The 25,581-nt window shown below is 69.5% G+C and carries 27 protein-coding genes; 18 read left to right on the top strand and 9 right to left on the bottom strand.

What is annotated here, in order from left to right:
* Window positions 1-31: 31 nt before the first annotated feature.
* The 5 genes from LCL87_RS07525 to LCL87_RS07505 all read right to left on the bottom strand — a co-directional run bounded on the left by LCL87_RS07525 (window position 32) and on the right by LCL87_RS07505 (window position 4,650).
* Window positions 32-724: a type 1 glutamine amidotransferase domain-containing protein gene (locus tag LCL87_RS07525; RefSeq protein WP_225018270.1), complete on the bottom strand. Its 693-nt coding sequence runs from the start codon at window positions 722-724 to the stop codon at window positions 32-34.
* A gap of 45 nt (window positions 725-769) precedes the next feature.
* Window positions 770-2,107: an MFS transporter gene (locus tag LCL87_RS07520; RefSeq protein WP_510850710.1), complete on the bottom strand. Its 1,338-nt coding sequence runs from the start codon at window positions 2,105-2,107 to the stop codon at window positions 770-772.
* A gap of 52 nt (window positions 2,108-2,159) precedes the next feature.
* On the bottom strand, window positions 2,160-2,951 hold the full coding sequence (locus LCL87_RS07515) for a glucose 1-dehydrogenase (protein WP_225018266.1): 792 nt from the start codon (window positions 2,949-2,951) through the stop codon (window positions 2,160-2,162).
* A gap of 113 nt (window positions 2,952-3,064) precedes the next feature.
* Window positions 3,065-3,835 (bottom strand): SDR family oxidoreductase, encoded by a 771-nt coding sequence (locus LCL87_RS07510; RefSeq protein ID WP_225018264.1) that lies wholly within the window; start codon window positions 3,833-3,835, stop codon window positions 3,065-3,067.
* Entirely contained in the window at window positions 3,832-4,650 is an 819-nt protein-coding gene (locus LCL87_RS07505; protein ID WP_225018262.1) for an enoyl-CoA hydratase-related protein, read from the bottom strand. The genes LCL87_RS07510 and LCL87_RS07505 overlap by 4 nt, the downstream gene beginning before the upstream one ends.
* A gap of 88 nt (window positions 4,651-4,738) precedes the next feature.
* Here LCL87_RS07505 and LCL87_RS07500 point away from each other — a divergent pair, with 88 nt between their 5' ends.
* The 8 genes from LCL87_RS07500 (at window position 4,739) to LCL87_RS07465 (ending at window position 12,609) form a co-directional block, all read left to right on the top strand.
* Window positions 4,739-5,332, top strand: coding sequence for a TetR/AcrR family transcriptional regulator (locus LCL87_RS07500; protein WP_225018260.1), 594 nt, complete (start codon window positions 4,739-4,741; stop codon window positions 5,330-5,332).
* 91 nt (window positions 5,333-5,423) lie between these two features.
* On the top strand, window positions 5,424-7,802 hold the full coding sequence (locus LCL87_RS07495) for an FdhF/YdeP family oxidoreductase (RefSeq protein ID WP_225018258.1): 2,379 nt from the start codon (window positions 5,424-5,426) through the stop codon (window positions 7,800-7,802).
* A 239-nt stretch (window positions 7,803-8,041) separates the two neighbouring features.
* Window positions 8,042-8,428 (top strand): RNHCP domain-containing protein, encoded by a 387-nt coding sequence (locus LCL87_RS07490; protein ID WP_225018257.1) that lies wholly within the window; start codon window positions 8,042-8,044, stop codon window positions 8,426-8,428.
* A gap of 21 nt (window positions 8,429-8,449) precedes the next feature.
* Window positions 8,450-8,842, top strand: coding sequence for an RNHCP domain-containing protein (locus LCL87_RS07485; protein ID WP_225018254.1), 393 nt, complete (start codon window positions 8,450-8,452; stop codon window positions 8,840-8,842).
* Between the two features lie 181 nt (window positions 8,843-9,023).
* Window positions 9,024-9,680: an ABC transporter permease gene (locus LCL87_RS07480; RefSeq protein WP_225018252.1), complete on the top strand. Its 657-nt coding sequence runs from the start codon at window positions 9,024-9,026 to the stop codon at window positions 9,678-9,680.
* Window positions 9,673-10,863 (top strand): ATP-binding cassette domain-containing protein, encoded by a 1,191-nt coding sequence (locus tag LCL87_RS07475; protein ID WP_225018250.1) that lies wholly within the window; start codon window positions 9,673-9,675, stop codon window positions 10,861-10,863. Before LCL87_RS07480 ends, LCL87_RS07475 begins: the two co-directional genes overlap by 8 nt.
* Window positions 10,860-11,621, top strand: a complete 762-nt coding sequence (locus tag LCL87_RS07470) for an ABC transporter permease subunit (RefSeq protein ID WP_225018248.1) — start codon at window positions 10,860-10,862, stop codon at window positions 11,619-11,621. Before LCL87_RS07475 ends, LCL87_RS07470 begins: the two co-directional genes overlap by 4 nt.
* A 1-nt stretch (window position 11,622) precedes the next feature.
* Window positions 11,623-12,609, top strand: coding sequence for a glycine betaine ABC transporter substrate-binding protein (locus tag LCL87_RS07465; protein WP_225018246.1), 987 nt, complete (start codon window positions 11,623-11,625; stop codon window positions 12,607-12,609).
* 1 nt (window position 12,610) lies between these two features.
* Here LCL87_RS07465 and LCL87_RS07460 read toward each other — a convergent pair whose 3' ends face one another.
* Window positions 12,611-13,369, bottom strand: coding sequence for an IclR family transcriptional regulator (locus tag LCL87_RS07460; protein WP_225018244.1), 759 nt, complete (start codon window positions 13,367-13,369; stop codon window positions 12,611-12,613).
* Entirely contained in the window at window positions 13,369-14,904 is a 1,536-nt protein-coding gene (locus tag LCL87_RS07455) for an APC family permease (RefSeq protein WP_225018242.1), read from the bottom strand. Before LCL87_RS07455 ends, LCL87_RS07460 begins: the two co-directional genes overlap by 1 nt.
* A gap of 220 nt (window positions 14,905-15,124) precedes the next feature.
* On the opposite strand from LCL87_RS07455, the gene LCL87_RS07450 reads away from it, so the two are divergent.
* The 8 genes from LCL87_RS07450 to LCL87_RS07415 are packed head-to-tail and all read left to right on the top strand — an operon-like array spanning window position 15,125 to window position 21,602.
* Window positions 15,125-15,709, top strand: coding sequence for a MauE/DoxX family redox-associated membrane protein (locus LCL87_RS07450; RefSeq protein ID WP_225018334.1), 585 nt, complete (start codon window positions 15,125-15,127; stop codon window positions 15,707-15,709).
* A 29-nt stretch (window positions 15,710-15,738) separates the two neighbouring features.
* The gene (locus LCL87_RS07445) at window positions 15,739-16,353 is read left to right on the top strand and encodes a redoxin domain-containing protein (protein WP_225018240.1); all 615 of its coding nucleotides are present in this window, start codon (window positions 15,739-15,741) and stop codon (window positions 16,351-16,353) included.
* Window positions 16,354-16,381: 28 nt separating this feature from the next.
* Window positions 16,382-17,089, top strand: coding sequence for a methylamine dehydrogenase light chain (locus LCL87_RS07440; RefSeq protein WP_225018237.1), 708 nt, complete (start codon window positions 16,382-16,384; stop codon window positions 17,087-17,089).
* Window positions 17,086-18,426 (top strand): hypothetical protein, encoded by a 1,341-nt coding sequence (locus LCL87_RS07435; RefSeq protein WP_225018235.1) that lies wholly within the window; start codon window positions 17,086-17,088, stop codon window positions 18,424-18,426. Before LCL87_RS07440 ends, LCL87_RS07435 begins: the two co-directional genes overlap by 4 nt.
* The gene (locus tag LCL87_RS07430; protein WP_225018233.1) at window positions 18,423-20,021 is read left to right on the top strand and encodes a multicopper oxidase family protein; all 1,599 of its coding nucleotides are present in this window, start codon (window positions 18,423-18,425) and stop codon (window positions 20,019-20,021) included. Before LCL87_RS07435 ends, LCL87_RS07430 begins: the two co-directional genes overlap by 4 nt.
* An 11-nt stretch (window positions 20,022-20,032) precedes the next feature.
* Window positions 20,033-20,389 carry a plastocyanin/azurin family copper-binding protein gene (locus LCL87_RS07425; protein ID WP_225018232.1) on the top strand — a complete coding sequence of 119 codons (357 nt, stop codon included), beginning with the start codon at window positions 20,033-20,035 and terminating at the stop codon, window positions 20,387-20,389.
* The gene (locus tag LCL87_RS07420; RefSeq protein WP_225018230.1) at window positions 20,386-20,712 is read left to right on the top strand and encodes a cupredoxin domain-containing protein; all 327 of its coding nucleotides are present in this window, start codon (window positions 20,386-20,388) and stop codon (window positions 20,710-20,712) included. The genes LCL87_RS07425 and LCL87_RS07420 overlap by 4 nt, the downstream gene beginning before the upstream one ends.
* A 38-nt stretch (window positions 20,713-20,750) precedes the next feature.
* Window positions 20,751-21,602, top strand: a complete 852-nt coding sequence (locus tag LCL87_RS07415; protein ID WP_225018228.1) for a methylamine utilization protein — start codon at window positions 20,751-20,753, stop codon at window positions 21,600-21,602.
* Between the two features lie 37 nt (window positions 21,603-21,639).
* On the opposite strand, the gene LCL87_RS07410 is transcribed toward LCL87_RS07415, so the two are convergent.
* Complete coding sequence (locus LCL87_RS07410) at window positions 21,640-22,494, bottom strand: LLM class flavin-dependent oxidoreductase (protein ID WP_225018226.1); 855 nt, start codon at window positions 22,492-22,494, stop codon at window positions 21,640-21,642.
* A gap of 134 nt (window positions 22,495-22,628) precedes the next feature.
* On the opposite strand from LCL87_RS07410, the gene LCL87_RS07405 reads away from it, so the two are divergent.
* Window positions 22,629-23,369 (top strand): Clp protease N-terminal domain-containing protein, encoded by a 741-nt coding sequence (locus LCL87_RS07405; protein ID WP_225018224.1) that lies wholly within the window; start codon window positions 22,629-22,631, stop codon window positions 23,367-23,369.
* Window positions 23,370-23,380: 11 nt separating this feature from the next.
* Here the strand turns inward: LCL87_RS07405 and LCL87_RS07400 are convergent, their stop codons facing one another.
* Entirely contained in the window at window positions 23,381-24,559 is a 1,179-nt protein-coding gene (locus LCL87_RS07400; protein ID WP_225018222.1) for a baeRF11 domain-containing protein, read from the bottom strand.
* A gap of 185 nt (window positions 24,560-24,744) precedes the next feature.
* On the opposite strand from LCL87_RS07400, the gene LCL87_RS07395 reads away from it, so the two are divergent.
* Window positions 24,745-25,578 (top strand): mycofactocin-coupled SDR family oxidoreductase, encoded by an 834-nt coding sequence (locus tag LCL87_RS07395; RefSeq protein WP_225018220.1) that lies wholly within the window; start codon window positions 24,745-24,747, stop codon window positions 25,576-25,578.
* The last annotated feature ends 3 nt before the right edge of the window (window positions 25,579-25,581 follow it).

Here is a 25,581-nt window from a genome sequence, read left to right as displayed (position 1 = left end):
CCCGGCGAATCGGGTCACATGTGGGTGACGCTCAGCCGAGTTGCTTCACAACCGCTTCGGCCACGGGTCGTGCGCTCGCCGGATTCTGCCCGGTCACCAGGCGTCCGTCCTCGACCACGTGTGGCGCGAAGGGTTCGGCCGCGAAGGAGTACACGGCGCCGCGATCTTCGAGCCTCTCCTGGAGGCTGAACGGCACCGCGTCGGCCCGGCGGGCGAATTCTTCCTCGGGCCAGGAGAATCCGGTGACGTTGCGGCCCGCGATCAGGTACTCGCCGTTCGAGAGGGTTGCCCCGAGCAGTCCGGCGGGCCCGTGACACACGGCCGAGACGACCTTGCCCGTCTCGTGGAACTCCCGTAGCAGGCGGGCGAGGTCCGGGTTGTCCGGGAAGTCGAACATCACGCCGTGCCCGCCTGTGAGATAGATGGCGTCGTAGTCGCCGGCGGTCACGTCCGCGATCGCGACGGTGCTGTCCAGCAGGTCCATGAATGTCCGGTCTGCGTAACGTGTTCCGGTTCCCAAGTCGTTCAGGACGTCCTGGGTCAGGCTCTCCGGATCGAGCGGGACGGGGCCGCCGGAGATGCTGGCGATCGTCGCCGTGCCGCCCGCGTCGTGCAGGTAGTCCCAGAAGTGCGTCAACTCGCCCAGCCACAGTCCGGTGCGGTAGCCGACGCTCTCGTACTCGCCGACGCTCGTGACGACGATCAGTACTCGCTTGCCGCTCATGTGAACTCCTCGGGGGTGATCGGCGGTCTGCGCCCCGATCCCACGTTACGAGGCGGCGGCGGGCCTCGCCATCTCCGGCTCGTCACGGTCCGATGATTTCGTGATCGCGAGCGCCATCACGGCCGCGATCGCGCACAGTCCGCCCGCGACGAAGAACGCCGCGTCGTAGCCGCCGAACCGGTCCCGGACGATGCCGGCCAGGAAGGCGACGAGCCCGGCGCCGATCTGGTGCGACGCGAGCACCCACCCGAAGACGATGGGGCCGTCGGCGCCGAAGTGCTTGCGGCACAGCGCGACGGTCGGCGGCACGGTGGCCACCCAGTCGAGCCCGTAGAAGATGATGAAGGCGATCATCGGTGGGTGCACGGTCTCCGCGAACAGGATCGGCAGCACCATGAGCGACAGGCCGCGCAGCAGGTAGTAGATCCCGAGCAGCTTGCGGGAGTCGAACCGGTCGGTGAACCACCCCGACGCGATGGTGCCGACGAGGTCGAAGATGCCGATGACGGCGAGCAGGCTCGCCGCCGCGGTGACGGGCATGCCGTGATCGTGCGCGGCCGGCACGAAATGCGTGCCGACCAGTCCGTTGGTGCTGGCGCCGCAGATGGCGAACGTGCCGGCCAGCAACCAGAACACGCGGGTCCGCGCGGCGGACCGGAGCACCCCGAGTGCGCGCCCGAGGGCGCCTCCCGGTGCCGACGGCGTCTGCGGCCGGACGTAGTCGGCCGGCGCCCCCAGCGGCGTCACCCCGACGTCCTCCGGGCGGTCCCGGAGGAACACCAGTACCAGCGGCACCACCGCGAGTGCCGCGACGGCGACCGTGAGCGACACCGTCTGCCAGTCGTAGCGTTCGGACAGGGCCGCGAGCACCGGCAGGAACACCAACTGGCCGGCCGCGCCGCCCGCGGTGAGGACGCCGGTGACCAGTCCCCGGCGCGTCACGAACCAGCGGTCGGTCACCGTCGCGACGAACGCGAGCGCCATCGATCCGGTGCCGAGGCCGACCAGCACGCCCCACAGCAGAATCAGCTGCCACGTCGTGGTCATGAAGATCGTCAGTCCACTGCCCAGCGACACGAGCACCAGTGCCGCGGAGACGATGCGGCGCATGCCGAAGCGCTCCATCAGCGCCGCGGCGAACGGGGCGGTCAGTCCGTACAACACCAGGTTCACCGAGACCGCCGCGGAGATGCTCGCGCGGGACCAGCCGAAGTCGTCGTGCAGCGGATCGATGAGCACCGACGGCGCCGCCCGGAAACTGGCGGCGCCGACCAGGGCGAGGAACGCGACGACGGCGACGAACCAGGCCGGATGGATGCGAGGTACGCGCCCGCTGGGGGTGGATCTCGGGGTGGAGCGGGGCGGGGCGATCTCGGAACACACGGCGTACATTGTGGCCGCCGCCGTCGGGACCGCCCCGGTCGGCCCGCAGTGGTCAGTTCGGCATCAGCGCCGACGGCGTGCCCGGCAAGCCCGGGTAGTAGGTGCCGGCGGACCAGCCGCCGTCCACTGCCAGCTCCGCGCCCGAGATGTACGACGCCTCGTCGCTCGCGACGAACAGGGTGGCCCGAGCGATGTCCTCGGACTCGCCGATGCGCTGCAGCGGCACGCCGGTGTACTTGCTCTGCAGGTCGTCACCGACCAGGCCGCCGGGATTGCCGAGCGTGGTGTCCACACCGCCCGGATGCACCGAGCACACGCGGATGCCCGACGGCCCCAGCTCGTACGCGAGCGCCTTGGTGAGCCCGCGCACCGCCCACTTGCTCGCCGTGTACGCGGCCAGCCCGTTGACGCCGCGCAGCCCGTCGACGGAGGAGATGTTGACGATCACGCCCCGTCCGGCCTTCTTCATGATCGGGACGACGGACTTGGCGCCCAGCAGGTTTCCGAGGACGTTGACGTCGATCAGGCGCTCGGTCCGGGCGACGTCGAGCTCCTCGATCGGCGCCCAGTGCATCACGCCGGCGTTGTTGACGAGGATGTCGAGGCCGCCGAAGCGGTCGACGGCCAGCGCGGTGGCCGCCTCCCACGCGGACTCGCTGCTCACGTCGAGCGGGGTGAAGATCGCGGCGTCGCCGAGTTCCTCCGCGAGCGCGCGCCCCTTCTCGTCGAGCACGTCCCCGAGCAGCACGCGGGCGCCCTCGGCGACGAACAGCCGGGCCGTGGCCGCTCCCATGCCCTGCGCCGCTCCGGTGATGATCGCGACCTTGCCGTCGAGCCGTGCCATACGTCCTCCGAAATCCGTTGCGGGCCGGACTGTCCGGCCCGCAACGGACCATCGCGCGATCGGCGCCCGAAGGGAAGGGTGGTTCTCGCTCAGTGGTACGGGTCACATCGTCGTCAGTGCGCGACGGACCCGCCGTCGGCGACGATCACCTGCCCGGTGATGTAGCTGCCGGCGTCGGAGGCGAGCAGCAGCGCCGGGCCGACCATCTCGTCCGGTGCTGCGATGCGCTGCTGCAACGACATCTGCCGCATCGCCTCGATCGCCTCGGGCGGATTGTTGCGGACCATGTCGGTGTCGACGGAGCCGGGGGCGAGGGCGTTGACGCGGATACCGCGCGGCGCGAACTCGGCGGCCATGGACCGCGTGTACGACAGCAGTGCGTTCTTGCCCGCCGCGTACATGGCGACCTTGGGCGAGAACATGAACGCGCCCACCGAGATCACGTTGATGACGGCGGCGTGCTTGCTGGCCTCGAGGTAGGGCAGCGCGGCCTGCGTCAGGAACACCGGGCCGCGCAGATTCACGTCGTACGACTTGGACCAGGCCTCCGGGGTGAACTTGCCGAGCGGCAGGGTGAGCGGATTCGCGGCGGCGTTGACCAGGATGTCGATGCCGCCGAACTCGTCCGCGGCACCCTCCGCGAGGGCGGTCAGGTCGTCGAGCTCGCCCATGTGCGTGGCGATTCCGATCGCGTTGCCGCCCAGGCTCCGTAGGTGCCGGGCGGCCTCGGTGCACGCGTCGGCCTTGCGGCTGGCCACGACGACGTCGGCACCGGCTGCCGCGAACCCCTCCGCGATCGCCAGGCCGATGCCGCGGGTGCCGCCGGTGACGACCGCGGTGCGTCCGGTGAGGTCGAAGAGGGTGTTCAGTGTTTCGCGGTTCATGCTCGCTCTCCTGTCCGTGCCCACGCGGGCGGTCTACGTTCGACGAATGCGGCTGCGGCCTCGGCGAACTCGCCGCCGGTACCGGCCAGGATCTGGGTGCGGTTCTCGAGAGCGATCGCCGCGTCCACGCTGCCGGCGGCGGCGTTCGCGGTGAGCACCTGTTTGGTCATCGCCAGCGCGAACGGGCTGTGGTTGCACAGCGTCGCCGCGAGTTCGAGTGCGGCGGGGAGCAGTTCGGCGTCGTCGACGATTCGGGTGACGAAGCCGATGCGTTCGGCCTCGGCGGCGTCGAACTCGCGCGCGGTGGTGATCAGTTCGGTGGCCCGGCCGCCGCCGACGATCCGGGGCAGTGTGTAGCTGATCCCGATGTCGCAGCCCGAGATACCGATCTTGATGAACTGCACGCCGAAGCGCGCGGACGTCGACGCGATCCGCAGGTCGCAGGCCGCCGCGAGAGCCAGACCGCCGCCGAACGCGGGACCGTTGATCGCGGCGATCACCGTCTGAGGGAGGCGTTGCAGGCGCGGAACCAGCGAGGCGATGTACTCCTGCGTGCGCATGCCGGCGGCGGGCCCGGTGAGCCCGGCCGCGGTCGGTGCCGTCCGGACGGGATCCTTGAGATCGAGTCCCGCGCTGAAGCCGCGCCCGGCCCCGGTGAGGACCACGACCCGGCAGGTGTTGTCGCGCTCGAGTTCGTCCAGTGCGGCGTGGAGATCGCCGACGAGGCCGAAGCTGAGGGCGTTGAGGCGCTCGGGGCGGTTCAGGGTGAGGATCGCGACGTCCGGTACCGGCCGTGCGACGTCGATCAAAGTCATTCGGGCTCCGCTTCGTTCGAATCGTCCTTCTATTAGCCTTACACGATGTAAGTTAATTTGGCGACGATTTCCGGAGAAGGGATGCGAAGTGGTCGAGGACGGCCCCGGACGGGGGCGGCGGCGTGATCCCGAGCGGCATCGGGCGGTGCTCGACGCCGCCGCGCAGGTGTTGGTCGAGGACGGTTACGAGGCGCTCACGCTCGCCGCGGTGGCGCGTCGGGCGGGCGTCGGGCGTCCGCTGCTCTACCAGTGGTGGGGAACGAAGGCCGCGCTGGTGCAGGAGGTGTTGTTCCGGCGCGAACCGGCGTCGGCGCGAGCAATCGAGCCCGACGCATCCTTCGAGGAGACCTTCACGGCGATGGTTCGCGACATGGTGTCGCTACAGCTGCTGCCCGAGTACCGGCGGGGGATGCCGGGGCTGATCGCCGACATGGTGGCAGATCCCGCCTTGCAGGACGAGGCCGAACGCCGGTTCATCGGGCCGGTGCGGGCGCGGTATGTCGAGGTCTTCACCCGGGCGATCGAATCCGGCGAGATCAGGCCCGAGGCGGACGGTGCCCTCGTGCTCGACACGCTGCGCGGTGCGCTCACGACGCTGACCCTGTCCCGGCCGGAGTGGGGCGCGGACGACTTCGTCGACTATCTCGTGCGACTCGTGCTGGACGGGATCGACGCCCGCTGACTTCCTCTCGCAACAACCTTCCCGGTATCGCGCCCCGCGTGCCGAAGTGTCCTACCGTGGACGAGAGGCCGACAGCGAGGTGGAGGTCGAGATGCGAAGGCGCGAAAAGGAAGAACGTCCGGATTACGACGAATCCGATCTGAAGGTCGGAAAGCCGAAGACGAAGGCCGCCGGAGTCCCCGCCGTCGCGGTGTCCATGAAGCGGTCGCTCGAGAACATGGGCATCGTCCGGACCGGCGAGACACTGTTCGAGCTGAACAAGGTCGGCGGCTACGACTGCATGAGCTGCGCGTGGCCCGACCCGGAGCCCGGGCACCGGCACCCCGCCGAGTTCTGCGAGAACGGCGCGAAGGCCGTCGCGAACGAGGCCACCCTCCGGCGGGTGACGCCGGAGTTCTTCGCGCGGCACTCGATCGCCGATCTCGCCTCGCACAGCGAGTACTGGCTGAACGAGCAGGGGCGGATCACGCACCCGATGATCAAGCGCCCCGGGGCGACGCATTACGAACCGATCGACTGGTCCGACGCGTATGCCCTGATCGGGCGGGAGTTGCAGTCCCTGGATCCCGACGAGGCGATCTTCTACACGTCCGGCCGGGCGTCCAACGAGTCGGCGTTCGCGTACCAATTGTTCGTCCGGGCGTACGGCACGAACAATCTGCCGGACTGCTCCAACATGTGCCACGAGTCCACGTCGATCGCGCTCGCCGAATCTATCGGGATCGGCAAGGCCAGCGTGGTCTTCGAGGACGTCCACGAGGCCGAGTTGATCGTGCTGCAGGGGCACAATCCCGGAACCAACCACCCGCGGATGCTCACTCATCTCGAGGTCGCGAAGAAGCGCGGCGCGAAGATCCTGTCGATCAACCCGCTCAAGGAGGCGGGTCTGCTGCACTTCCAGAACCCGCAGACCCCGAGCGGGGTGATCGGCCGGGGAACGGATCTCTCCGACTACCACCTGCAGATCAAGCTCGGCGGCGATCTCGCCCTGATGCAGGCGATCGGCTCGCTGCTCGTCGAGTGGGACGCGCTCGATCACGAGTTCATCGAGACGTACACGCACGGGTTCGAGGCGTGGCGGGACCATGTGCGCGCAGTGGACTGGGACGAGGTCGGCGCGTCGACCGGGCTCTCCCGCGCCGAGATCACCAGGGCCGCACAGATGCTGCGGGACTCGAAGGCCACGGTCTTCTGCTGGGCGATGGGCCTGACCCAGCACCGCAACGCGGTCGCGATCATCAAGGAGGTGTGCAACGTCGCTTTCGCGCAGGGCAACATCGGCAGGCCCGGTGCCGGCCTGCTGCCACTGCGGGGCCACTCCAACGTCCAGGGCGACCGGACGATGGGGATCTGGGAACGTCCGCCGCAGAGCTTCCTCGACGCGCTCCAGCTGGAGTTCGGGTTCGATCCGCCCCGCGAATACGGCTACGACACCGTCGATTCGATTCGCGCGATGCGGGACGGGAAGGCCAAGTTCTTCATGGGACTCGGTGGCAACTTCGTCGAGGCCGCCCCGGACACCCGCGTCACCGCGGCCGCGATGCGCAACACCCGGATGTCGGTGCAGATCTCGACCAAGCTCAACCGGTCGCACCTCGTCACCGGCGAGACGGCGCTCATCCTCCCGACGCTGGGGCGCACCGAGAAGGACGTCCAGGCGAGCGGGGAACAATTCATCTCGGTCGAGGACTCGGTGTGCGCCGTGCACGCGTCGCGCGGGCCGCTCGATCCGGCGAGCTCGCACCTGCAATCGGAGACGGCCATCGTCACGCAGATCGCGCACGCGACACTCGGTGACCGCTACGGGCTCGACTGGCTCGGGATGCGCGACGACTACGCGAAGATCCGGCTGCACATCTCGAAGGTGGTGCCGGGATGCGAGGGTTACGAGGTGAACGTGCGCCGTCCCGGCGGGTTCATCCTCCCGCACCCGCCCCGCGACTCGCGATCCTTCGAGACACCCTCGGGCAAGGCGGAGTTCGACGTCGCGCCGATCGAGGTGATGCAGGTGCCTCCGGGGCATCTGATCCTGCAGACGCTGCGCAGCCACGACCAGTTCAACACCACGATCTACGGGCTCAGCGATCGCTACCGGGGAATCGAGGGCGGGCGCCGCGTGATCTTCATGCACCGCGACGACATCGCCGCCCTCGGCTACGACGACGGCGACCGGGTGGACCTGCTGACCAAGTGGGACGACGACGAGTGTGCCCGGTACGCGCCGGACTTCCGCATCGTCGAGTACGACATCCCGCGCGGCACATCAGCGGCCTATTATCCCGAGACCAATCCGCTCGTCCCACTGGATTCGACTGCGCTGAAGAGCAATTGCCCCACGTCCAAATCCATCATCGTCCGGCTGGAGCGGGCGGGAGCCGTGCGCGAGGCACACCTCGACGCGCGCACGCAACACGAGATCGGCTGGGACTGGTCGCACAAGAGCGAGCCGCAGCCGCGCTACCTGTCCTGACCCCGCTCGTCCCGAAGTCCGGCGGCGGCCGCGACGGTGCGGTAATTCGATTGCGCTCCGACTGGGCCCGTCCTAGGGTTTCGCGCATCCGGCACGTCAGCCGGTCCCTACGCGCATGGAAGTGGTGAATTATGCCCCGGACAGCCGCCGAGCTCCTTCGCGATCCCGCGAACCGCTCCGGCCGGTGATCCGTACCCGACATCGGATCCCCTGTCCGGTGTGATTCTTCCGCGGGGTCGATGAGGCTCGGCAACCATTGCCGCCCAGTCGATCTCACAGAGGAGTTTCCCGTGTCCCACAGTGGCACGCCAATTTCACACCTGTCCACCTTCACGTGCGTCCGCTGCGGACTCACGGTGTCCACCTCGACTCCGGGCGCTCTGCCACGGACGCACTGTCCCAACTGCCTCGCCGGCAGGCACGGGGAGTGCGACGCCCGCACCCATCCGATCGCCGTCGCCGTGCAACGCGACGGTGACTGGATGCTGATCCACCGGTGCACCGGTTGCGATCGTCTCGAGGCCGGTCCCGTGGCCTCGGACGACAACCAGCTGCTGTTGATCCGCATCGCGGTGAAACCGTTGGCGCAGCCGCCGTTCCCGCTCGAACACCTCGCGCAACTCTGACGCGGCGGGAGGCGATTCGACGTGTCACGCAGGAACGGCAGAACCGAACGCCCGCAGCGGGCCAAGCCCGTCCATCGGGACGGCCCGGCGCGGCGCGGGACGTCCTTCCGCTGTCTCGGTTGCGGATTGGATGTTCCGATGCGGGCGCCGGGCACCGCACACCGCAATCACTGTCCGACGTGCCTGTGCAGCCGGCACGTCGATCGGGCCGTCCCCGGCGACCGCGCGTCGTCGTGCGGCGGCCGGATGGACCCGATCTCCATCTCGGTGCGCGGGGGTGGCGAGTGGCTGATCGTCCACCGGTGCGGTGCGTGCGGCGCGATGGGCGCCAACCGCACGGCCGGTGACGACAATCCGCTCGCTCTCGTGCGGATCGCGGTGCGTCCGCTCTCGTATCTCGATCGCGTTCGGTAGCGAGTTCCGGTATCCGAACCGACGGGTCGGCCCGAACGTATCGGCCGATTGCCAAGCAGAAACCGTGATTCCGGGGCAGTGTTGAGGGCAAGCGCAGTGCCGCGCGGCCCGAGGGAGGCCCGTCCGCAGTGAGTGGGCGGGTCTCTTTCGGGCCTTGTCGCGGCTGAAGGGAGGTTCTGGATTGGATTTCCAGACCCTGTGGGATTTCGTGTCCGAGCGGCGCCAACAGTTGCTCACGGACTCGTATCTGCATGTCAGTGCGGTCGTCCAGTCGGTGGTGATCGCGGGTGTCATCGCGGTCCTCATCGGTATCGCCGTCTACCGCAGCCCGATCGGGTCGGCGGTGGCGACGGGCCTGGCCAGCACGGTGCTCACGCTGCCGTCGTTCGCCCTGCTCGGCCTCCTCATCCCGATCCTCGGCCTCGGCGTCGCACCCACCGTGACCGCCCTGGTCCTGTACGGCCTGTTGCCGATCATCCGGAACACGATCATCGGGCTGGCCTCGGTGGATCCGGCGATCACCGATGCCGCCCGCGGTGTCGGGATGAACCGGCTCAGGGTGCTCGGCCGCATCGAGTTGCCGCTGGCCTGGCCGTCGATTCTGGCGGGCATCCGGGTGAGCACCCAGATGCTCATGGGCATCCTCGCGATCGCGGCCTACGCGAAGGGACCCGGGCTGGGCAACCTCATCTTCTCGGGGCTGTCCCGTGTCGGCAGTCCCACCGCCGTTCCACAGGCCCTCACCGGCACCGTGCTCATCGTCATCCTGGCGCTCGTCCTCGACGGACTGCTCGTCCTGCTCGGGCGCCTCACCACCTCGAGGGGGCTTCGTGACTGACCTTCTACCCGCCGAAGAACGCACCGGCACCGGAGTCGAGATCGTGCTCGACGACGTCGTCAAGCAGTACGCCGGACAGGACGACCCGGCCGTCGACCACGTGTCGATGACCATTCCCGCCGGCGAGACCGTCGTGTTCGTGGGGCCGTCCGGCTGCGGCAAGACCACCACGATGCGGATGATCAACCGGCTCATCGAGCCGACGTCGGGCAAGATCACGATCGCCGGACGGGACACCCACTCGATCGACGCGGACCGGCTGCGTCGCGGCATCGGCTACTCGATCCAGCAGGCGGGATTGTTCCCGCACCTCACGGTCGCGAAGAACGTCGCGACGGTGCCCGGACTGGTGGGGTGGGACAAGAAGCGCACCACCGAGCGGGTCGACGAGATGCTCGACCTGGTCGGTCTGGACCCCGACACCTACCGCGACCGCTATCCGCGGCAGTTGTCGGGCGGTCAGCAGCAGCGCGTCGGTGTCGCCCGAGCGCTCGCGGCGGATCCTCCGGTGCTGCTCATGGACGAGCCGTTCGGCGCGGTGGATCCGATCACGCGCGGACTGCTGCAGGACGAGCTGATGCGGCTGCAGTCCGATCTCGGCAAGACCATCGTGTTCGTCACCCACGACTTCAACGAGGCGGTCAAGATCGGAGACCGGATCGCGGTGCTGGGTAATCAGTCCCACATCATGCAGTACGACACCCCGGAAGCGATCCTGGCCAATCCGGCCAACGACATGGTTGCCGGCTTCATCGGCGCCGACGCGTCGCTCAAGCAGCTCACCCTGGCGCGGGTCCGCGACATCGAACTGGCGCAGTGCCCCACCGCCTACCGGAACGGCTCGGTTGCCGAACTGCGCCGCGAGCTTGCCGAGCAGGACGCACCCTGGGGCCTGATCCTCGATCCGCGCGATCGCCCGCTCCGGTGGGTTTCGCCCGAACAACTCGCGACGGCGGGTTCGCTCGAGGACGTCGGCGATCCGGTGGGCGAGAACGTGTCGCTCACCTCCACGCTGCAGGACGCCCTCGAGGCACTGCTGGTGCAGGCGAGCGCGTCGGCCGCGGTCACCGGCCGCCGCGGCGAGTACGCCGGCATCGTCACGATCGACACCCTCGTCCATGCGCTCCAGGACGTGCGGGACGAGCACGCCGACGACCACATCGCCGGGGAAGCGTCGAAATGACCACCGCCACAGGCCAGCAGGCAGCCGCTCGTGCCGAACGCATGCGGCTGCTGGTGCAGCCGGTGCTGGTGCTGATCCTGGTCGGCGGCGTGCTGGGCTGGGCGTTCAGCCGGGACCTGAACGCGACGCAGAAGGCGAGCATCAACGTCGCCAACATCGCGACGCTCACGTGGCAGCACGTGCTCATCACGGTCGTGGTGGTGTTGATCGTGCTGGCCCTCGCGGTGCCTCTCGGGACGCTGCTCACCCGGCCCGGGTTCACCCGGTTGGCACCGATCTTCGTCGGTATCGCGAACATCGGTGCGGCGGCGCCCGCGATCGGTCTGCTGGTGCTGTTCTACCTGGCGACCCGCACGACGGGATTCTGGATCGGGGTGCTGCCGATCGCGTTCTACTCGCTGCTCCCGGTGCTGCGGAACACGATCCTCGGCTACCAGGAGGTGGATCCCGCATTGGTCGACGCCGGACGCGGACAGGGCATGTCGGCGCTGACGGTGCTGCGCCGCGTGGAGTTCCCGCTCGCGGTGCCGTACATCCTGGCGGGCCTGCGTACCTCGCTGGTTCTCGCGGTCGGTACCGCGACGCTGTGCTTCCTGGTGAGTGCCGGTGGTCTCGGCATCCTCATCGACACCGGATACAAGCTGCGCGACAACGTGACCCTCGTGGTGGGTGCGGTGCTCGCGGTGGCGCTCGCGCTGCTCGTCGACTGGCTGGGTGCGCTCGCCGAGACGTACCTCGGGCCGAAGGGACTGCGCTGACATGAAGATGATGCGACGAGTCCTGGCCGGCACCGCGGTGGTGCTCGCGAGCGCGCTGCTCGCGTCGTGCGGCCTCGAATCCGGCGGCGCCGTGCCGCTGAAGGTCGGCCCCGGCAGTATCCAGCCCGTCCCCGAACTCGACGGCGCGCGGATCACGGTCGGCTCCAAGGACTTCACCGAGCAGGTGATCCTCGGCTACATCATCGAGTTCGCGCTGTCCGCGGCCGGCGCCGACGTCCGCGACCTGACGAACATCCAGGGCTCCAACAGCACCCGGGACGCGCAGCTGGCGGGGCAGATCGACGTCAGCTACGAGTACACCGGCACCGGCTGGATCAACTACCTCGGCCACGAACAGCCGATCCCGGATTCCCGCGCGCAGTTCGAGGCCGTCCGCGACGAGGACCTCGAACGCAACGGGATGGTGTGGACCGATCCGGCGCCGATGAACAACACGTACGCGCTGGCCACCAGCCGGGCCACCGCGGAACGCACCGGGGTGCGGACGCTGTCCGACTACGCCGCTCTGGTGCAACGCGATCCGGCCGCGGCCACGACGTGCGTCGAGACCGAGTTCAACGTGCGCCAGGACGGCTTCCCGGGCATGGCGGCCGCGTACGGGTTCGACCCGGCGCGCGCGGAGCGGCGGATCCTGCAGACCGGCATCATCTACCAGGCCACCGCGGACGGCAGCCAGTGCAAGTTCGGCGAGGTGTTCACCACCGACGGCCGGATCGCCGCCCTCGACCTGGTGGTGCTCGAGGACGATCGCCAGTTCTTCCCGAAGTACAACCCGGCGTTGACGATGCGCGAGGACTTCGCCGAGCGCTACCCGGAGGTCGCCGAGGTGATGGCGCCGATCTCGGCGGTGCTCACCGACGACGCGATCACCGAACTCAACAAGCGGGTGGACGTCGAGGGCAAGGATCCCGCGGCGGTGGCCCGGCAGTGGCTCGTGGAGCAGGGCTTCGTGACCGCCGAGGACTGAATCAGACCATCCCGGTGAGACGGTCGGCGCCGTCGACGAGGAAGCGGATCAGCTCGTCGTCGGGCTGGACGCGACCGTCGGCGCCCTGCAGGTAGAGCCCACCGACGACGCACCCGGACCGGTCGTGCAGCGGAACCGCGAGCGCGGCCCGGCCCAGCCGCGATTCCTGGCACTCGTGGGCGAAACCGTCCCGCGCCACGGCGCGCAGGTGCCGGGTCAGCTCGTCGGGGTCGCAGATCGTGAACTCCGTCAGTCGTCGGAGGTCCGGGTCGGGGTGCACGTCCGGGAGATGCGCGAGCATCACCTTGCCGAGGGCGTTCGCGTGCAGGTGCTTCGAGAGCATGCCGACGGCCGCGATCTCGTGGTCCGGATCGCGGTCGACGATCCGCAGCCGACCCCCGGCGAACGACGCGACGTGGATCGCGAAGCGGGTTCGCGACCGCAGTTCCTCGACGGCCTCGTGCAGCGACGGCAGCGGGCCGGTGTCGGCGGCGGCCTGCGCCAGCTCCGCGGTGCGCCGTCCCAGCGCGAAGCCGGACAGGTCCGGCACCCGCACGAGGAAGCCCTCGGCGACCAGGAGATTGAGCATTCGGTACGCGGTTGCCGGCGGGACGCCCGCGAAACGCGCGATCTCCTTCGCTGTCGTTCCCGGCCCCAGGTGTGCCACCGCCTCGAGCATTCCGAGTGCCCGCTGGACGGCCTGCGGTTGTTGCCCGCTGAAGTGCGTGTCCTCGGTCCGGACCGGGGTGCGGGACGGCATCACCGTCCGCCGTCCCGGGCCTGCCGCACGCCGTGGCCGCCGCTCGCGACGATGTGCCGTCGGCCGTCCTCGTCGATCACCAGGACGCCGGCGCCGGGGAGGATGTCGGACGTCTCCACCGAGTCGAACGCGCCCACCGTGGCGAGGCTGCCGGGCCGGGACCGGCGCAGCACCTCGTGCCACACGACACCGGACGACCCGACCAGCGCGAGCGTCGCGGGCACCATCCACACGTCGTGCACGGTGCCGTCGACGACGAGGCACGCGAGCAGACCGCCGCCGAGCACGGTGACGAACACGGCGGCCGCACGGGTGACGGCGGTGTGCTCGCCGATGCGGCGCAGGAAGCGCAGCGACGCGAAGGCGACGAGCGTGTAGGCGGTGACCAGTCCGACCTCGACGACGCCGTCGAACATCGCGGAGTCCGCCTGTGCGCGTACCGCGTAGAGCGCCGCGCCGATCAGGCTCGCGGCCGTGAACAGCGCGACCGCGACGTGCGGTGTGCGGAACCGGCGGTGCACGCGCGAGAGTGCCGGGGGCAGCACGCGTTCGACGCCCATCGAGTACAGCAGCCGCGAGCCCGCCTGCGCGCAGCCGAGGGTGGAGGCGAACCACGAGCACGTCATGCCCGCCTTCACCGCGAGGACGACCCCCCACGACGCGCCGGATGCGGTGCCGTCGAAGTAGGCGCCGACGATCACCGAACCGTGGCCGAGGAGCGATGCGGCGGCGGCGAACACGAACAGGACGCCGACGAGGACGGGGGAGACGAGGACGGTGCGTGTGACGGTGACGAGGGGGCGTTTGGCTTCCGGGCCGAAGAACGCGGCGCTCTCGAAGCCGGCCATGGACAGCACCGTGAGCATCGCGAGGAACGGCAGCAGGCTCACGGGTGTCGGCGGGAGGTGCTCGGTGGCCGAGGGGGTTTCGGCCGGTGTGCCGATCATCATCGCGACGATCAGGACGAGCGAGAGGGCCTCGATCACCAGGATCGCCCGGGTCGCGAACCGCACGCCCCGCACCGTGATGGCACCGACGACCGCCGCGAGCAGCGCGATCGTGACCACCCACGGCGCGGTGCCGCCGATTCGCAGGCCGAGGAGGTCGGCGATGTCGAGCAGACTGCCCGCGGCCTGCGACATGACGGAGATCGAGATGCCGAGGTAGCCGACGATGAGAGCGGCGCCGGTCGCGAGCGCCGCGCGGGCACCGAGGCCTTGGAACACGAAGCTGTAGAGCGATCCGGCGGCCGCGAGGCGGCGGGTGAACTGGGTGATGCACACGGCGACCAGTCCCACCGCCGCCGTCGTCGCGGCGATCACGAGGACGCCACCGAGTCCGGGGCGGTACGCGGTCATCCACAGCGCGATGAACACCATCCCGGTGGCCGGCGCGATGGTCGACAGCGACTGGCCGATCAGGTCGCTCAGCGTGAGTCGCCGGCGCCCGAGCGCGCGGAGCGGCGAATACACCTGTTCCGGTGGGCTTTCCGCCTCCTGTGCGCGGGCAATCGCTGCCCGGAGTGCAGCTGTCACGGCTCTCGTCCCGTCTGTACGCCCGGTGGTACAGACGCAAGCTAACCCCGGTGTGTTTCGGCCCGGTTACCTTTGCGAACAATGTGCGATTCGCAAGTGGGAATCGCATTCTTCCCGGCCCCACTCGTGGTGCGACGGAACGTTTCGCCACCGTCGCGACGGCGACTTCTGGGCTGGCAACGATGGGTCCACACCGTTGGAGAAGGAGGTGGATCCACCCATGCTGTGGACGATGATCGCGGCGGCTGTCGGGGGTGTACTGCTGCTCGCCGGAGTGCCGAAGGTGCGGGACCGGGAGGGTCTGCTGCGGGTGGTCCGCGGCTACCGGATCCTGCCGGCGCCGCTGGAGCGACTGGTGGCGGCGACGCTGCCGTCGGTGGAGATCGCGCTCGGCGTGGCCCTGATCGCGGGCTTCGCCCCGCGGATCGCGGCGGCGGTCGCTGCGGTGCTTTTCACCGGTTTCTGCGTCGGGCTCACCGTCAACCTGCTGCGAGGACGCCGCGAACTCGATTGCGGCTGTTTCGCGTTCGGGAACGAGGGCGAGGCGCCGCGGATCGGCTGGTTCCACGCGGTGCGGGCAGCCACGCTGGCCGTCGTCGCCGGGGCGCTCGCGGCCACGACCTCGTCGGCCCCGACACCGGCCGAGCACGTGCTGGCGGTCGCGGGCGTGCTCGTGGCGCTGGCCGCGATCGTCGCGGCCGTGCAACTGCGCTCGGTGGTCCACCTCGGACGCCGGCCCGTCGACGCGCACCTGAGCAAGGCCTCCATCGAATTGCGTGTCGCATCGGCGATCTCGCGCTACTGACCGATGTTCCCTCACGACAAGGATCGACAATGAACACTTTCCTCCTCATCGCCGTCGTGGTCCTGGCGGTCGCCGTCGCGGTGCTGTTCCTCATGGTGCTGGCGCTCGCCCGCGAGATCGGACGTGTGCAGGTGCGCCTCGGCCCGCTGGGCGCCCGGATGATGGACACCGGTCCCAAGGTGGAGCAGGTGGCGCCGTCGTTCCGCGGCCTCACCGACCATCTGGGGCGCACCGTCGGCATCGGCGGGCACCGGGACAAGCCGCAGCTGCTGCTGTTCACCGCGCCCACCTGCTCCACGTGCAAGAGCCTGCTCCCCGGGCTGCGGGCGATGGCGAAGGCCGAGAAGGACCTGGAGATCGTCATCGTCTCCGACGGGACGCCGGAGGAGCATGCGCAGTTCCTGGCCGGCTCGGGCATCGGCAGCGAGCTCAGCTACGTGGACGGCCGCGACGTCGGCATCGCCTACCAGGTGGGCACCACGCCGTACGGCGTCATTCTCGACGAGCACGGCAAGATCCGGTCGAAGGGCCTGTGCAACCACATGGCGCAGGTCGAAAGTCTGCTCAACGCACTCGAATCCGGAACCCCGTCGCTCCAGCACCTGCACGAGCAGGCGAAGGCCAACCTCGCCGCGCACGTCTGAAACCCCCTATCGAGAACGGAGAGAACGCATGGCCGACAAACCGATACACGACGGTCCGGAGATGTACGAGAACCGGTATCCGGTCGACGAGGACACCGTGAAGGCGCAGACCGCATGGATGGCCGGCGAAGGTGGTAGTCTCGCCAGCCGCGCCGGGCGGCGGATGTCCGAGCGGGTCTCCCGCCGTTCGATGATCAGCCGGATCGGCAAGTGGACGATGGGCGTTTCCGGTGTGGCGCTGATCAGTTCGCTGCCGGTCACCCGGAGCGCGTTCGCGCAGGAGGCCGCACCGCCGCCCGCGCCGACGCCCGACAAGGACCCGCTCGTACCGGTGTACGACGGCAAGGATCCCGCCGAGTGCGAGTACTGGCGCTGGTGCAACATGGACGGCACGTCGTGCGCCGCGTGCAACGGCGGCGGCGTCACCACGTGCGCGCCGGGCAGCAAGCCGGGCGCCGAGTTCTGGGTGGGGTGCTGCACCAACCCGGACACCGGCAAGACGTACCTCATCGCGTACTACGACTGCTGCGGCGCGCCTTCGTGTTCCAATGCGTTCTGCGGTGAGCCGGACATGCAGGCAATCATGTACAACCCGGTCTCGGGCAGCTACGACCAGGAGATCATCTGGTGCGTGTCCGACGAATCCCAGTCGTACACCTGCACGATGGCGCCGATCATCGGCGAGGACTGCCAGACGCGTCCCGCCGCCCGTCCCAAGGTCGGAGCCGGATCATGACCGACGTTTCACGCCGCCTCGTTCGCGGCGCGGCAGCCGCCGTCCCTGTGGCGCTGGTCCTCTCACTGGCCGCGTGCTCGTCCGACACCGCCGCCGGCGAATCGGAGGCCTCGGAGTCCTCGGGGGCCTCTGCCGGCGAGGTCACCTACCCGAGCGTCCCGTTCACCGCGCCCGGCGAGGGGATCTCGCTGGGGCACGACGATCAGGCGATCGGCACCAGCATTCCGGAACCGCTGCACGTCGGCGAGGTCCAGCCCGCCAGGGCGAACGAACTCCTCGCCGTGGCCGGCGGATTCGGCAAGCTCGAGCTGGGTGTCAACGTGATCGACCCGGCGACCGGTGTCGCCGCGGGCCGGATCGTCGTGGGCCCCGGCATCTGGGACCCGGTGATCCACGGCTTCGTCGGCGAGAAGACCAGCGACCCGGCCGTGCTCGCCGCCGAGGTGTGGCGTCCGCGCGGTTCCAGGGGGGCGGCCGACTTCACGGTGAGCACGTACTCCGGCAACCTGCTCGAGCCGTCGGAGGCGATGCTGCCCGACTACGCCCGCGTCCACTCGCGTCCCGGTTCGAGTGCGGTGACGTCCGACGGCAAGTACTTCGTGACGTGGGACGACGGGCTGTACGGGGTTCGTGTCGTCGATCTCGCAGCGAAGAAGGAGAGCGGCGCGCTGCAGATCATCGGGTGCGGGCCGTTCACGTGGCTCGACGGCCACGAGCTCTACAGCGTGTGCGAGGAGACCCGCGAGCTGATCCAGATCTCCATCGACGACGCCGGCGTCCCCACCGAGACCAAGCGTGCCAAGGTGCTGCCCGACGACTTCGTCAGCGCCCGCGAGGTCACGTGGGCCGCGGACGCGAAGAAGGCGCTGCTCGTCGGCGGCAACGGCGACGTGTACGTGTTCGACTTCGCGAACGGACTGCCCCCGTCGGTGGTGGCCCCGATCGGCAACGCCGGGCAGGAGGGCGGCCGCTTCGCCGGCAACGCGATCGACAACACCGGCACCCGTGTCGCGATCGAGTACACCGACACCGAGATCCACCCGCACTCGGCGCGCGGCGGCGACGTCGTGAAGATCGAACTGCACGACGCCACCACGTTCGCGCCGGTCAAGACACTCGACCTCGCCGCACTGGGGCTGACCGGGATCGACAGCATGGCGTACTCGGTCGACGGCCGCACGCTGTACGTGCTCGGGGACGGCCCCGAGGTGGACGGCGAGACCAAGAAGACGATCGTCGGCATCGACGCGGCGAACGGCAACAAGGTCAGTGGCGCCCCGGTCACCGGCACCGTCGACGACATCGGCACGCTCCTCACTCCCCAGGTGCTCCGATGATTCGGCCCGACCGCGGCCCGGTGCTCGACCGCCGTCGATTCCTGCGGCTGGGTTCGCTCGGCGTCGGCGCGGTCGGGCTCGGGGCACTCGGATTGGCCTCCGCGGGTTGCAGTTCCGGGACGTCGGGCGCGCAGGCGTCGTCGGGCAACCTCGACTACATCCTGCCCACCGATCCGGAGGTCGCGCAGGCGGAGGCGGCCCGCGCCGCGAGCGGGGCGACGGCGTCGTTTGCGCTCGCGGCCGCCGTCGGCGCGGTCGACCTCGGTGGCCGCGTGGTGGACACCTGGACGTACGGCGGCAACGCGGTGGCCCCCGAGCTGCGGCTCGGCAAGGGCGACCGGGTGCGGGTGTCGGTCGACAACGGGCTGCCCGCGGACACCACGCTGCACTGGCACGGCATCCGGATCCGCAACGACATGGACGGTGCGGCCCCGGTGACCCAGCCGGCGATCGGGGCGAACGGGGGCACGTTCGAGTACGACTTCGTCGCGCCCGATCCGGGCACGTACTGGTATCACTCGCACAGTGGCCTGCAGGCCGACCGGGGACTGTTCGGCGCGATGATCGTCGAGGACCCGGACGACCGCACCGGCGCCGACGCGGATGCGGTTCTGGTGCTGGACGATTGGATCGACGGCCTGGGAACCACGCCGGACGCGGTGCTGATGGCACTCAACCCGGCGATCGCCGGCGGGCACGGCGGTCACGGCGGGGCCGCGGCCGCACCCATGGCCCACTCCGACGGTGAGATGGGCGTGGCGCAGCAGTTGGTGGCGCAGGGCCACGGGGACTCGGCCGTGCTGGGCGGTATGACCCAGCACATCGCCTACCCGATGCACCTGATCAACGGGCGCCCACCGAACGACCCGGCCGTGATCGAGTCGCCGGCCGGGCAGCGGCTCCGGCTGCGGATCATCAACGCCGCAGCGGAGACTCCGTACCGGTTCGCGGTCGCGGGCCACGAACTGACGATCGTGGCCGTGGACGGATTCGACGTCCAGCCGGCCACCGCGGACACTGTGATCGTCGGCATGGCGCAGCGCGTCGACGTGCTGGTGACGGTCCGTTCGGGCGCGTGGCCGGTGGTCGCGAAGGTCGAGGGCCGGGACGGCTACGCGTCTACGGTGCTGCGCACGCCCGACGCCGTCCCGCTGTTGAATCCCGATGTGGGCGGGGCTGTTCCGGAACTTTCCGGGAGACTGGTGCCGGAGAGCGAGCTTCGTCCGGTGGATGCGGTGCGGCTCGAGGAGCGCAGCCCGGATCGGGACTACCGCGTCGAGCTCATCCAGGCCGGCGACCGGTACGTGTGGGGCATGGCGGGTGCCGACGCGGGCAAGCTCGTCATGAAGCAGGGCGAGCGGGTGCGCATCACGATGGTGAACTCGTCGTCGATGTGGCATCCGATGCACACCCACGGGCACACGTTCGCCGTCCCTGCGTACGGGGGGCTGCGCCGGGACACCGTCAACGTGCTGCCCGGCACCGAACTGGCGATCGAGTTCGACGCCGACAATCCGGGCGAGTGGATGTTCCACTGCCACAACGCCTACCACTTCGAGGCCGGAATGACCGCGAACCTGCGGTACATCCGGTGAGAGGACCGATCATGAAGAAACTCGTCGCACTCACCGCGGGCCTGATCACGACGGCCGCGCTGGTCACCGGGTGCAGCAGCGGGGAGGCCGATGCGGGCGGCGGTGCGCCGGCCGCGGTGATCGAGGTCAAGAACATGTCCTACACGCCGGCCCAGGTCACCATCGAGAAGGGTCAGACCGTGCAGTGGAAGTTCGACGACTCCGGCCTGCCGCACGACGTCGCCGGCGAGGGTCCGCTCGCGGGTGAACTGAAGAGCGAACTGCTCACCACCGGTACCTACGAGTACACCTTCGACGACGCGGGCACCTTCGACTACCACTGCACGCCGCACCCGATGATGGTCGGCACGGTCGTCGTGACGGAATGAACCGGCGCTGGCTCGCAGCGCCCGCCGTGCTGCTGTCGCTGGCGGCGGGGTGCGCGGACGCACAGGCCGCCGGCCCAGATGCCGTCGTGGTGGTCCGCAACGTCCACTTCGGGCCGATGGACGTCACCGTGCCGGTCGGGGGCACGGTGCAGTGGCGGTTCGAGGACGGCGGGCTGCTCCACCACGTCGGCTCCGACGGCGTGTTCGACAGCGGCATCACGAGCGAAGGGAGCTACGAACACACCTTCGACGCCCCGGGCATCTACGAGTACCACTGTTCGGTCCATCGGTACATGACCGGAACCGTCACCGTGACCGGTTGACGGACAAACCAATTCGCTCACATGGAAGAGGGATTTCGATGACAGAAACACTCACGCGCGAGTCGCTCGCGCACGCCCCGATCGCGACCGACGTCCCGGAGATCCGGCCGACGCTGCAGCGGGCGGTGTCGATGCCGGCCCGCGCCGCACTGGTCGGTGGCGGCGCTGTGCTCGGCGCCGGCGTCGGTGCGCTGGTCGCGCCCGCGGCCGGCTCGGCACTGATCGCGTCGGTGGTCGGGGCGGGCGCGCTCACCGCGCTCGCCGCCAACTGGTCGACGTGCGGCATGTCGGTGGCCGGCGTGGTCGCCGCGCCGAAGCAGCCGGGTCGCAAGGGCTCGTCGACGCCGGTGCGCCGACTGGGCTGGCATGCGCTCGGTTCGATCGCGACGGGTGCGCCCACCGGCGCACTGCTCGGCGCGCTGGGTGCGGTCGCGGCGGGCGCGATTCCGATCGCCTGGGCCGTCGGGGTCTGGGCGGTGCTGGCGTTCGCGTACGGCCTGCACGAGATGGGCCTGGTCACGCTGCCCGCCCCGATGCGCCGGCGTCAGCTGCCGCGGCACCTGCGCCGGTCGATGGCGCCGTGGAAGGTGTCGCTGCTGTTCGGTGCCATGATCGGGCCCGGATTCGTGATCTTCATCCGGTCCAGCGCCTACTACCTGCTGGCGCTCGGGGTGATCGCCGCCGGATCGCCGGCCCTGGGTGCCGCGCTCTTCACGCTGGTCAGCCTCGGCCGCTGCATGCCGAGCCTGCTCGCGATCGTGCACACCCGCCGCGGCGGATCCATGCCGGGCTTCCTATCGGCGATGTGCGTCGTCGACCGCCGGGTCCAGGTGGTCACGGGTGCGGGCCTGGTCGCCCTCGCGGCCTTCGCCGCGGTCGCGCTGATCTGACAGTCGGAGACGCGGGCCCTCCGCCGGGCCCGCGTCTTCACCGTCCGGCCGCGACGCCGTCCCGCACCTGCGGGAACACCTCCTGCGCGAGATAGGTCAGCTGTTCGTCGCTCGCGGCGCCGCCGAGGACGAACGTGTCGATGCCGTGGTCGAGCGCGAGCGCGGTCAGCCGCCGCGGCAGATCGTCGCGCGGGATCTCGTCGCCCACGTTGAGGATTCGGCGGATCCGTGCGGGGTCGCGCCCGGCGGCGGTGGCCGCGTCGTCGATCGCCGCACTGGCCGAAGCGATCCCGGCGTCGTCGATGTAGCCGAGGGACGGCAGCCAGCCGTCGCCGATCTCTCCGATCAGACGCAGCATCCGCGGTTTGTAGCCGCCGATCCAGACGCCGATCGGGTGGGCGGGCACCGGGCCGGGATGCACCCCATCGACCGAGTAGAAGTCGCCGTCGAACCGGATGGCGCGTTCACCGCTCCACATCAGCTTCAGCACCGACACCGCCTCCCGCAGCGCCTGCACGGATTCGCCCGGTGTGCGCCGGGGACCGCCCATCGCGGCGATCGCGTCCCAGAACGCGCCCGCGCCCAGACCCAGCTCGACGCGGCCCCCGGTGAGCAGGTCGAGGCTGGCCGCGGCCTTCGCCAGTACGGCGGGTGGACGCAGCGGCAGACTCGCGACGTCAGGGAACACCGTGAGGTTCTCGGTGCGGGCCGCGATGGCGGACAACAGTGTCCACGCGTCCAGGAAGCGACGCTGGTATGGATGATCCTGGATGCCGACGAGGTCGAACCCGACGCGGTCGAGCACCGCCGCGGTGTCGAGGAGACCCTGCGCCGCGTCCGCATCGGGAACGAGGAAGTAGCCGAACCGGATGTCGTTGCCGTAGTCGGGCATTGCGGACTCCTTCGTCGACGACGATCGGTCTCCTCACGATAGGTGCCGAGCGGCCGGCTCGGGTAGCACACGAGTAGCAACGAAATCGACAACCCGGGGTTGACGCCACGCGATCGTCAACCTACGGTTGTCGCATGACCGATCCGACGCGCATGTCGAACCCCGTGCGGCTCGACGATCTCATCGAAGCAATCAAGAAGGTGCACACCGATGCCCTCGAACAGTTGACCGACGCGGTCCTCGCCGCGGAACACCTCGACGAGGTGGCCGATCACCTCATCGGCCACTTCGTGGATCAGGCCAGGCGCTCGGGCGCCTCCTGGACCGACATCGGGCGCAGCATGGGTGTCACCAAGCAGGCCGCCCAGAAGCGTTTCGTGCCGAAGGGTCCCGAGGAGCCGTCCGATCTGGATGCGAGCCAGGGTTTCAGCCGCTTCACCCCGCGCGCCCGCAACGTGGTGATGGCGGCGCAGAACGAGGCGCGGGCGGCGGGCAACGACCAGATCACCCCCGAGCACATCGTGCTGGGACTCCTCTCGGAACCCGAGTCGCTCGCCGTCAAGGCGCTTGCGGCGCAGGGAATCGAGCCGGATTCGATTCGCACGGCGGCCGCCGCCGTGCTGCCCCCTCGCGTGGACGAGCTACCCGACCTCATCCCGTTCGACGCCGGCGCCCGCAAGGCCCTCGAACTCACGTTCCGGGAGGCACTGCGGCTGGGGCACAACTACATCGGTACCGAGCACATCCTCCTCGCGCTGCTCGAACTCGAGGACCGGGCGGGCGTTCTCGCCGAACTGGGCGTCGAGAAGGAGGCCGTCGACGGGTACGTCGAAGCGGTGCTGGCCACGATCCTCGCCGCCCAGCAGGAGAAGTAGCCTCCGGGGCGCTACTGCGCGAACCGCAGGATGGCCGCGGCCGGCACCTCGTCCGGGACGTCGCCGGACCGAACCGCGAGCACCTTCGCGCCCGTCAGCAGCGCACGCCGGGCGATCTCGTCGACCACGCCGTACTCGTGGTTGCCGTTGAGCTCGGCGAGTTCGACGGTTCCGGTGTCCGGATCGACCGTGCCCGGCACGATGCCCTCGATGTCGACGAACAGGGTCTCGACCCGACCGAACGTCGCCGACCGCGCGACGTCGGAGATCTCCACCTGCGCCCGACCCTTGGAGCGCAGCTCGTCGAACTGCTTGCGGGTGTCCGCGAGCTGCTGGGCGTAGTGCCCGTCGAGGATCGTGCGGGTGGTCTGAGCGATCTGTTCGTCGGTCATTTCCTCCGGATTGCCTTGAATGCCTTCGTCGAGGAGCTTGTGATAGTTGTTCACTGAGCGGTAGATCGAGGACGTCGGTTCGGCGGCGGCCAGGATCAGCGGAATGTCGCGGCCGGTCAGCACACTGCGCAGTTCGTGATCGATCGCCCGGGCGTATTCGCGCACGCGGAGCTTCCGGCCCTCCTCGCCCTGCACGCGTCCCGGCGCGCGGTCCGGCGCCGCCCGCCCGCTTCCCGAGCCCGCGGAGGATCCGCCGCGACCGTGCACACGGCCGCCGGTCGTCCGGCCGAGCGACGACACTCCGGCATAGCTCGCGGCGTCCTTGGGCAGCCCCGGCACGTCGACCCTCGTCGGCGGTTGATCGGCCGTGACCTCGATCAATCTGACGGAGCCCTCGGCGAGTGCCAGCACGTATGCCGTCTGCGGGAAGGTGACCGTGCGCAGCAGCGGCTTGATGTAGAAGCGGTCGCTGACGATGGAACACGCTCCGAGTCGGTTGGGGAGCCGGTACCGCCGGAGCCGGTCCGCTGTCGCGAGCACGACGAGCGTCCGCGCCTGGTACCACCAGAACGCCTCGTCCTCGATCAGGTCGTCGAACGCTTGCTCGAACGCCACCCGTTCCTTGTGGTCGTCTATCTGTTCGAGCGCGGACTTCACCTGATTCGCGAACTCGATGCGACTCTTGCCCGGATCGTGGATGTCGTCCTCGGTGGGCGTGTAGATGGAGATGCAGGTCCCGCCCTCGACCTCGGCGAGCCGCCTCACCTCGGCATGACTCGGAATATCGCTGTAGAGCATTCCTCGACCTCCCGATAGTTGGTCGCCTTCAGCGTACCCAGGACCACGTCGTCCCGGCAGGGGTTTGTCGCTGGTCCCGGCGGTGCGGGCCAGCGGTCGCTGTCTGCCCGGTGTGTGGAAGAAACTCTGGACCGAACCGGCATCGGACCGGTAATGATCTGGGGCAGTTGATACTTGGAGGAGATATGGGACAGCTCGAAGGCCGGGTCGCGTTCGTCACCGGTGCCGCCCGTGGTCAGGGGCGCGCGCACGCACTGGCGCTCGCCGCCGAGGGTGCGGACATTTTCGGCATCGACATCTGCGCCGACGTCGCGACGGTGCCGTACCCGCTGGCCACCGTCGACGAACTCGACGAGACCAGGCGCCTGGTCGAGGCGCACGGCGTCCGGTGCCGGACCGCGGTGGTGGACGTGCGCGACGGGGCGGCGGTGGACGCGGCTGTCGCGGCTGCGATCGCCGAGCTCGGCAAGATCGACATCTGTGTCGCGAATGCCGGTGTCTGCGCGTTCGCGAAGACGTGGGAGCTCACCGACGAGATGTGGGATGCCGTGGTCGACACCAACCTCACCGGTGTGTTCAAGACCCTGCGGGCGGTGACGCCGCACATGATCGAACAGGGGTACGGACGGATCGTCGCGACGTCGTCGATGGGCGGCCACACCGGCATCCCCAACCTGTCGCACTACGTCTCGGCGAAGTGGGGTGTGATCGGCCTGGTGAAGACGCTGGCACTGGAACTCGCCCGCCACGGCATCACCGTCAACGCGGTGTGCCCCGGTTCGGTGGACACCCCGATGGTGCACAACGAGGCGTTCTACGGACTGTTCGCTCCGGACGTCGAGCACCCCACCCGGGAGACCGTCGAGTCGCGGTACGCCTCGATCACCCCGATGCGGGTGCCGTGGGTGGCGCCGGAGGACATCGCGCACGCCGTGCTTTACCTGGTGTCGGAGCAGGCGCGGTACGTCACCGGCACGTCGCTGGACGTCAGCGCCGGGAGTTCCGCGCTGATGCCCTGACCG

This window comes from Prescottella equi (assembly GCF_020171745.1).
Classification (GTDB): Bacteria; Actinomycetota; Actinomycetes; order Mycobacteriales; family Mycobacteriaceae; genus Prescottella; species Prescottella equi_A.
The sequence above is the reverse complement of the archived record's forward strand: the minus strand, read 5'-3'. Positions and strand labels throughout refer to the sequence as shown.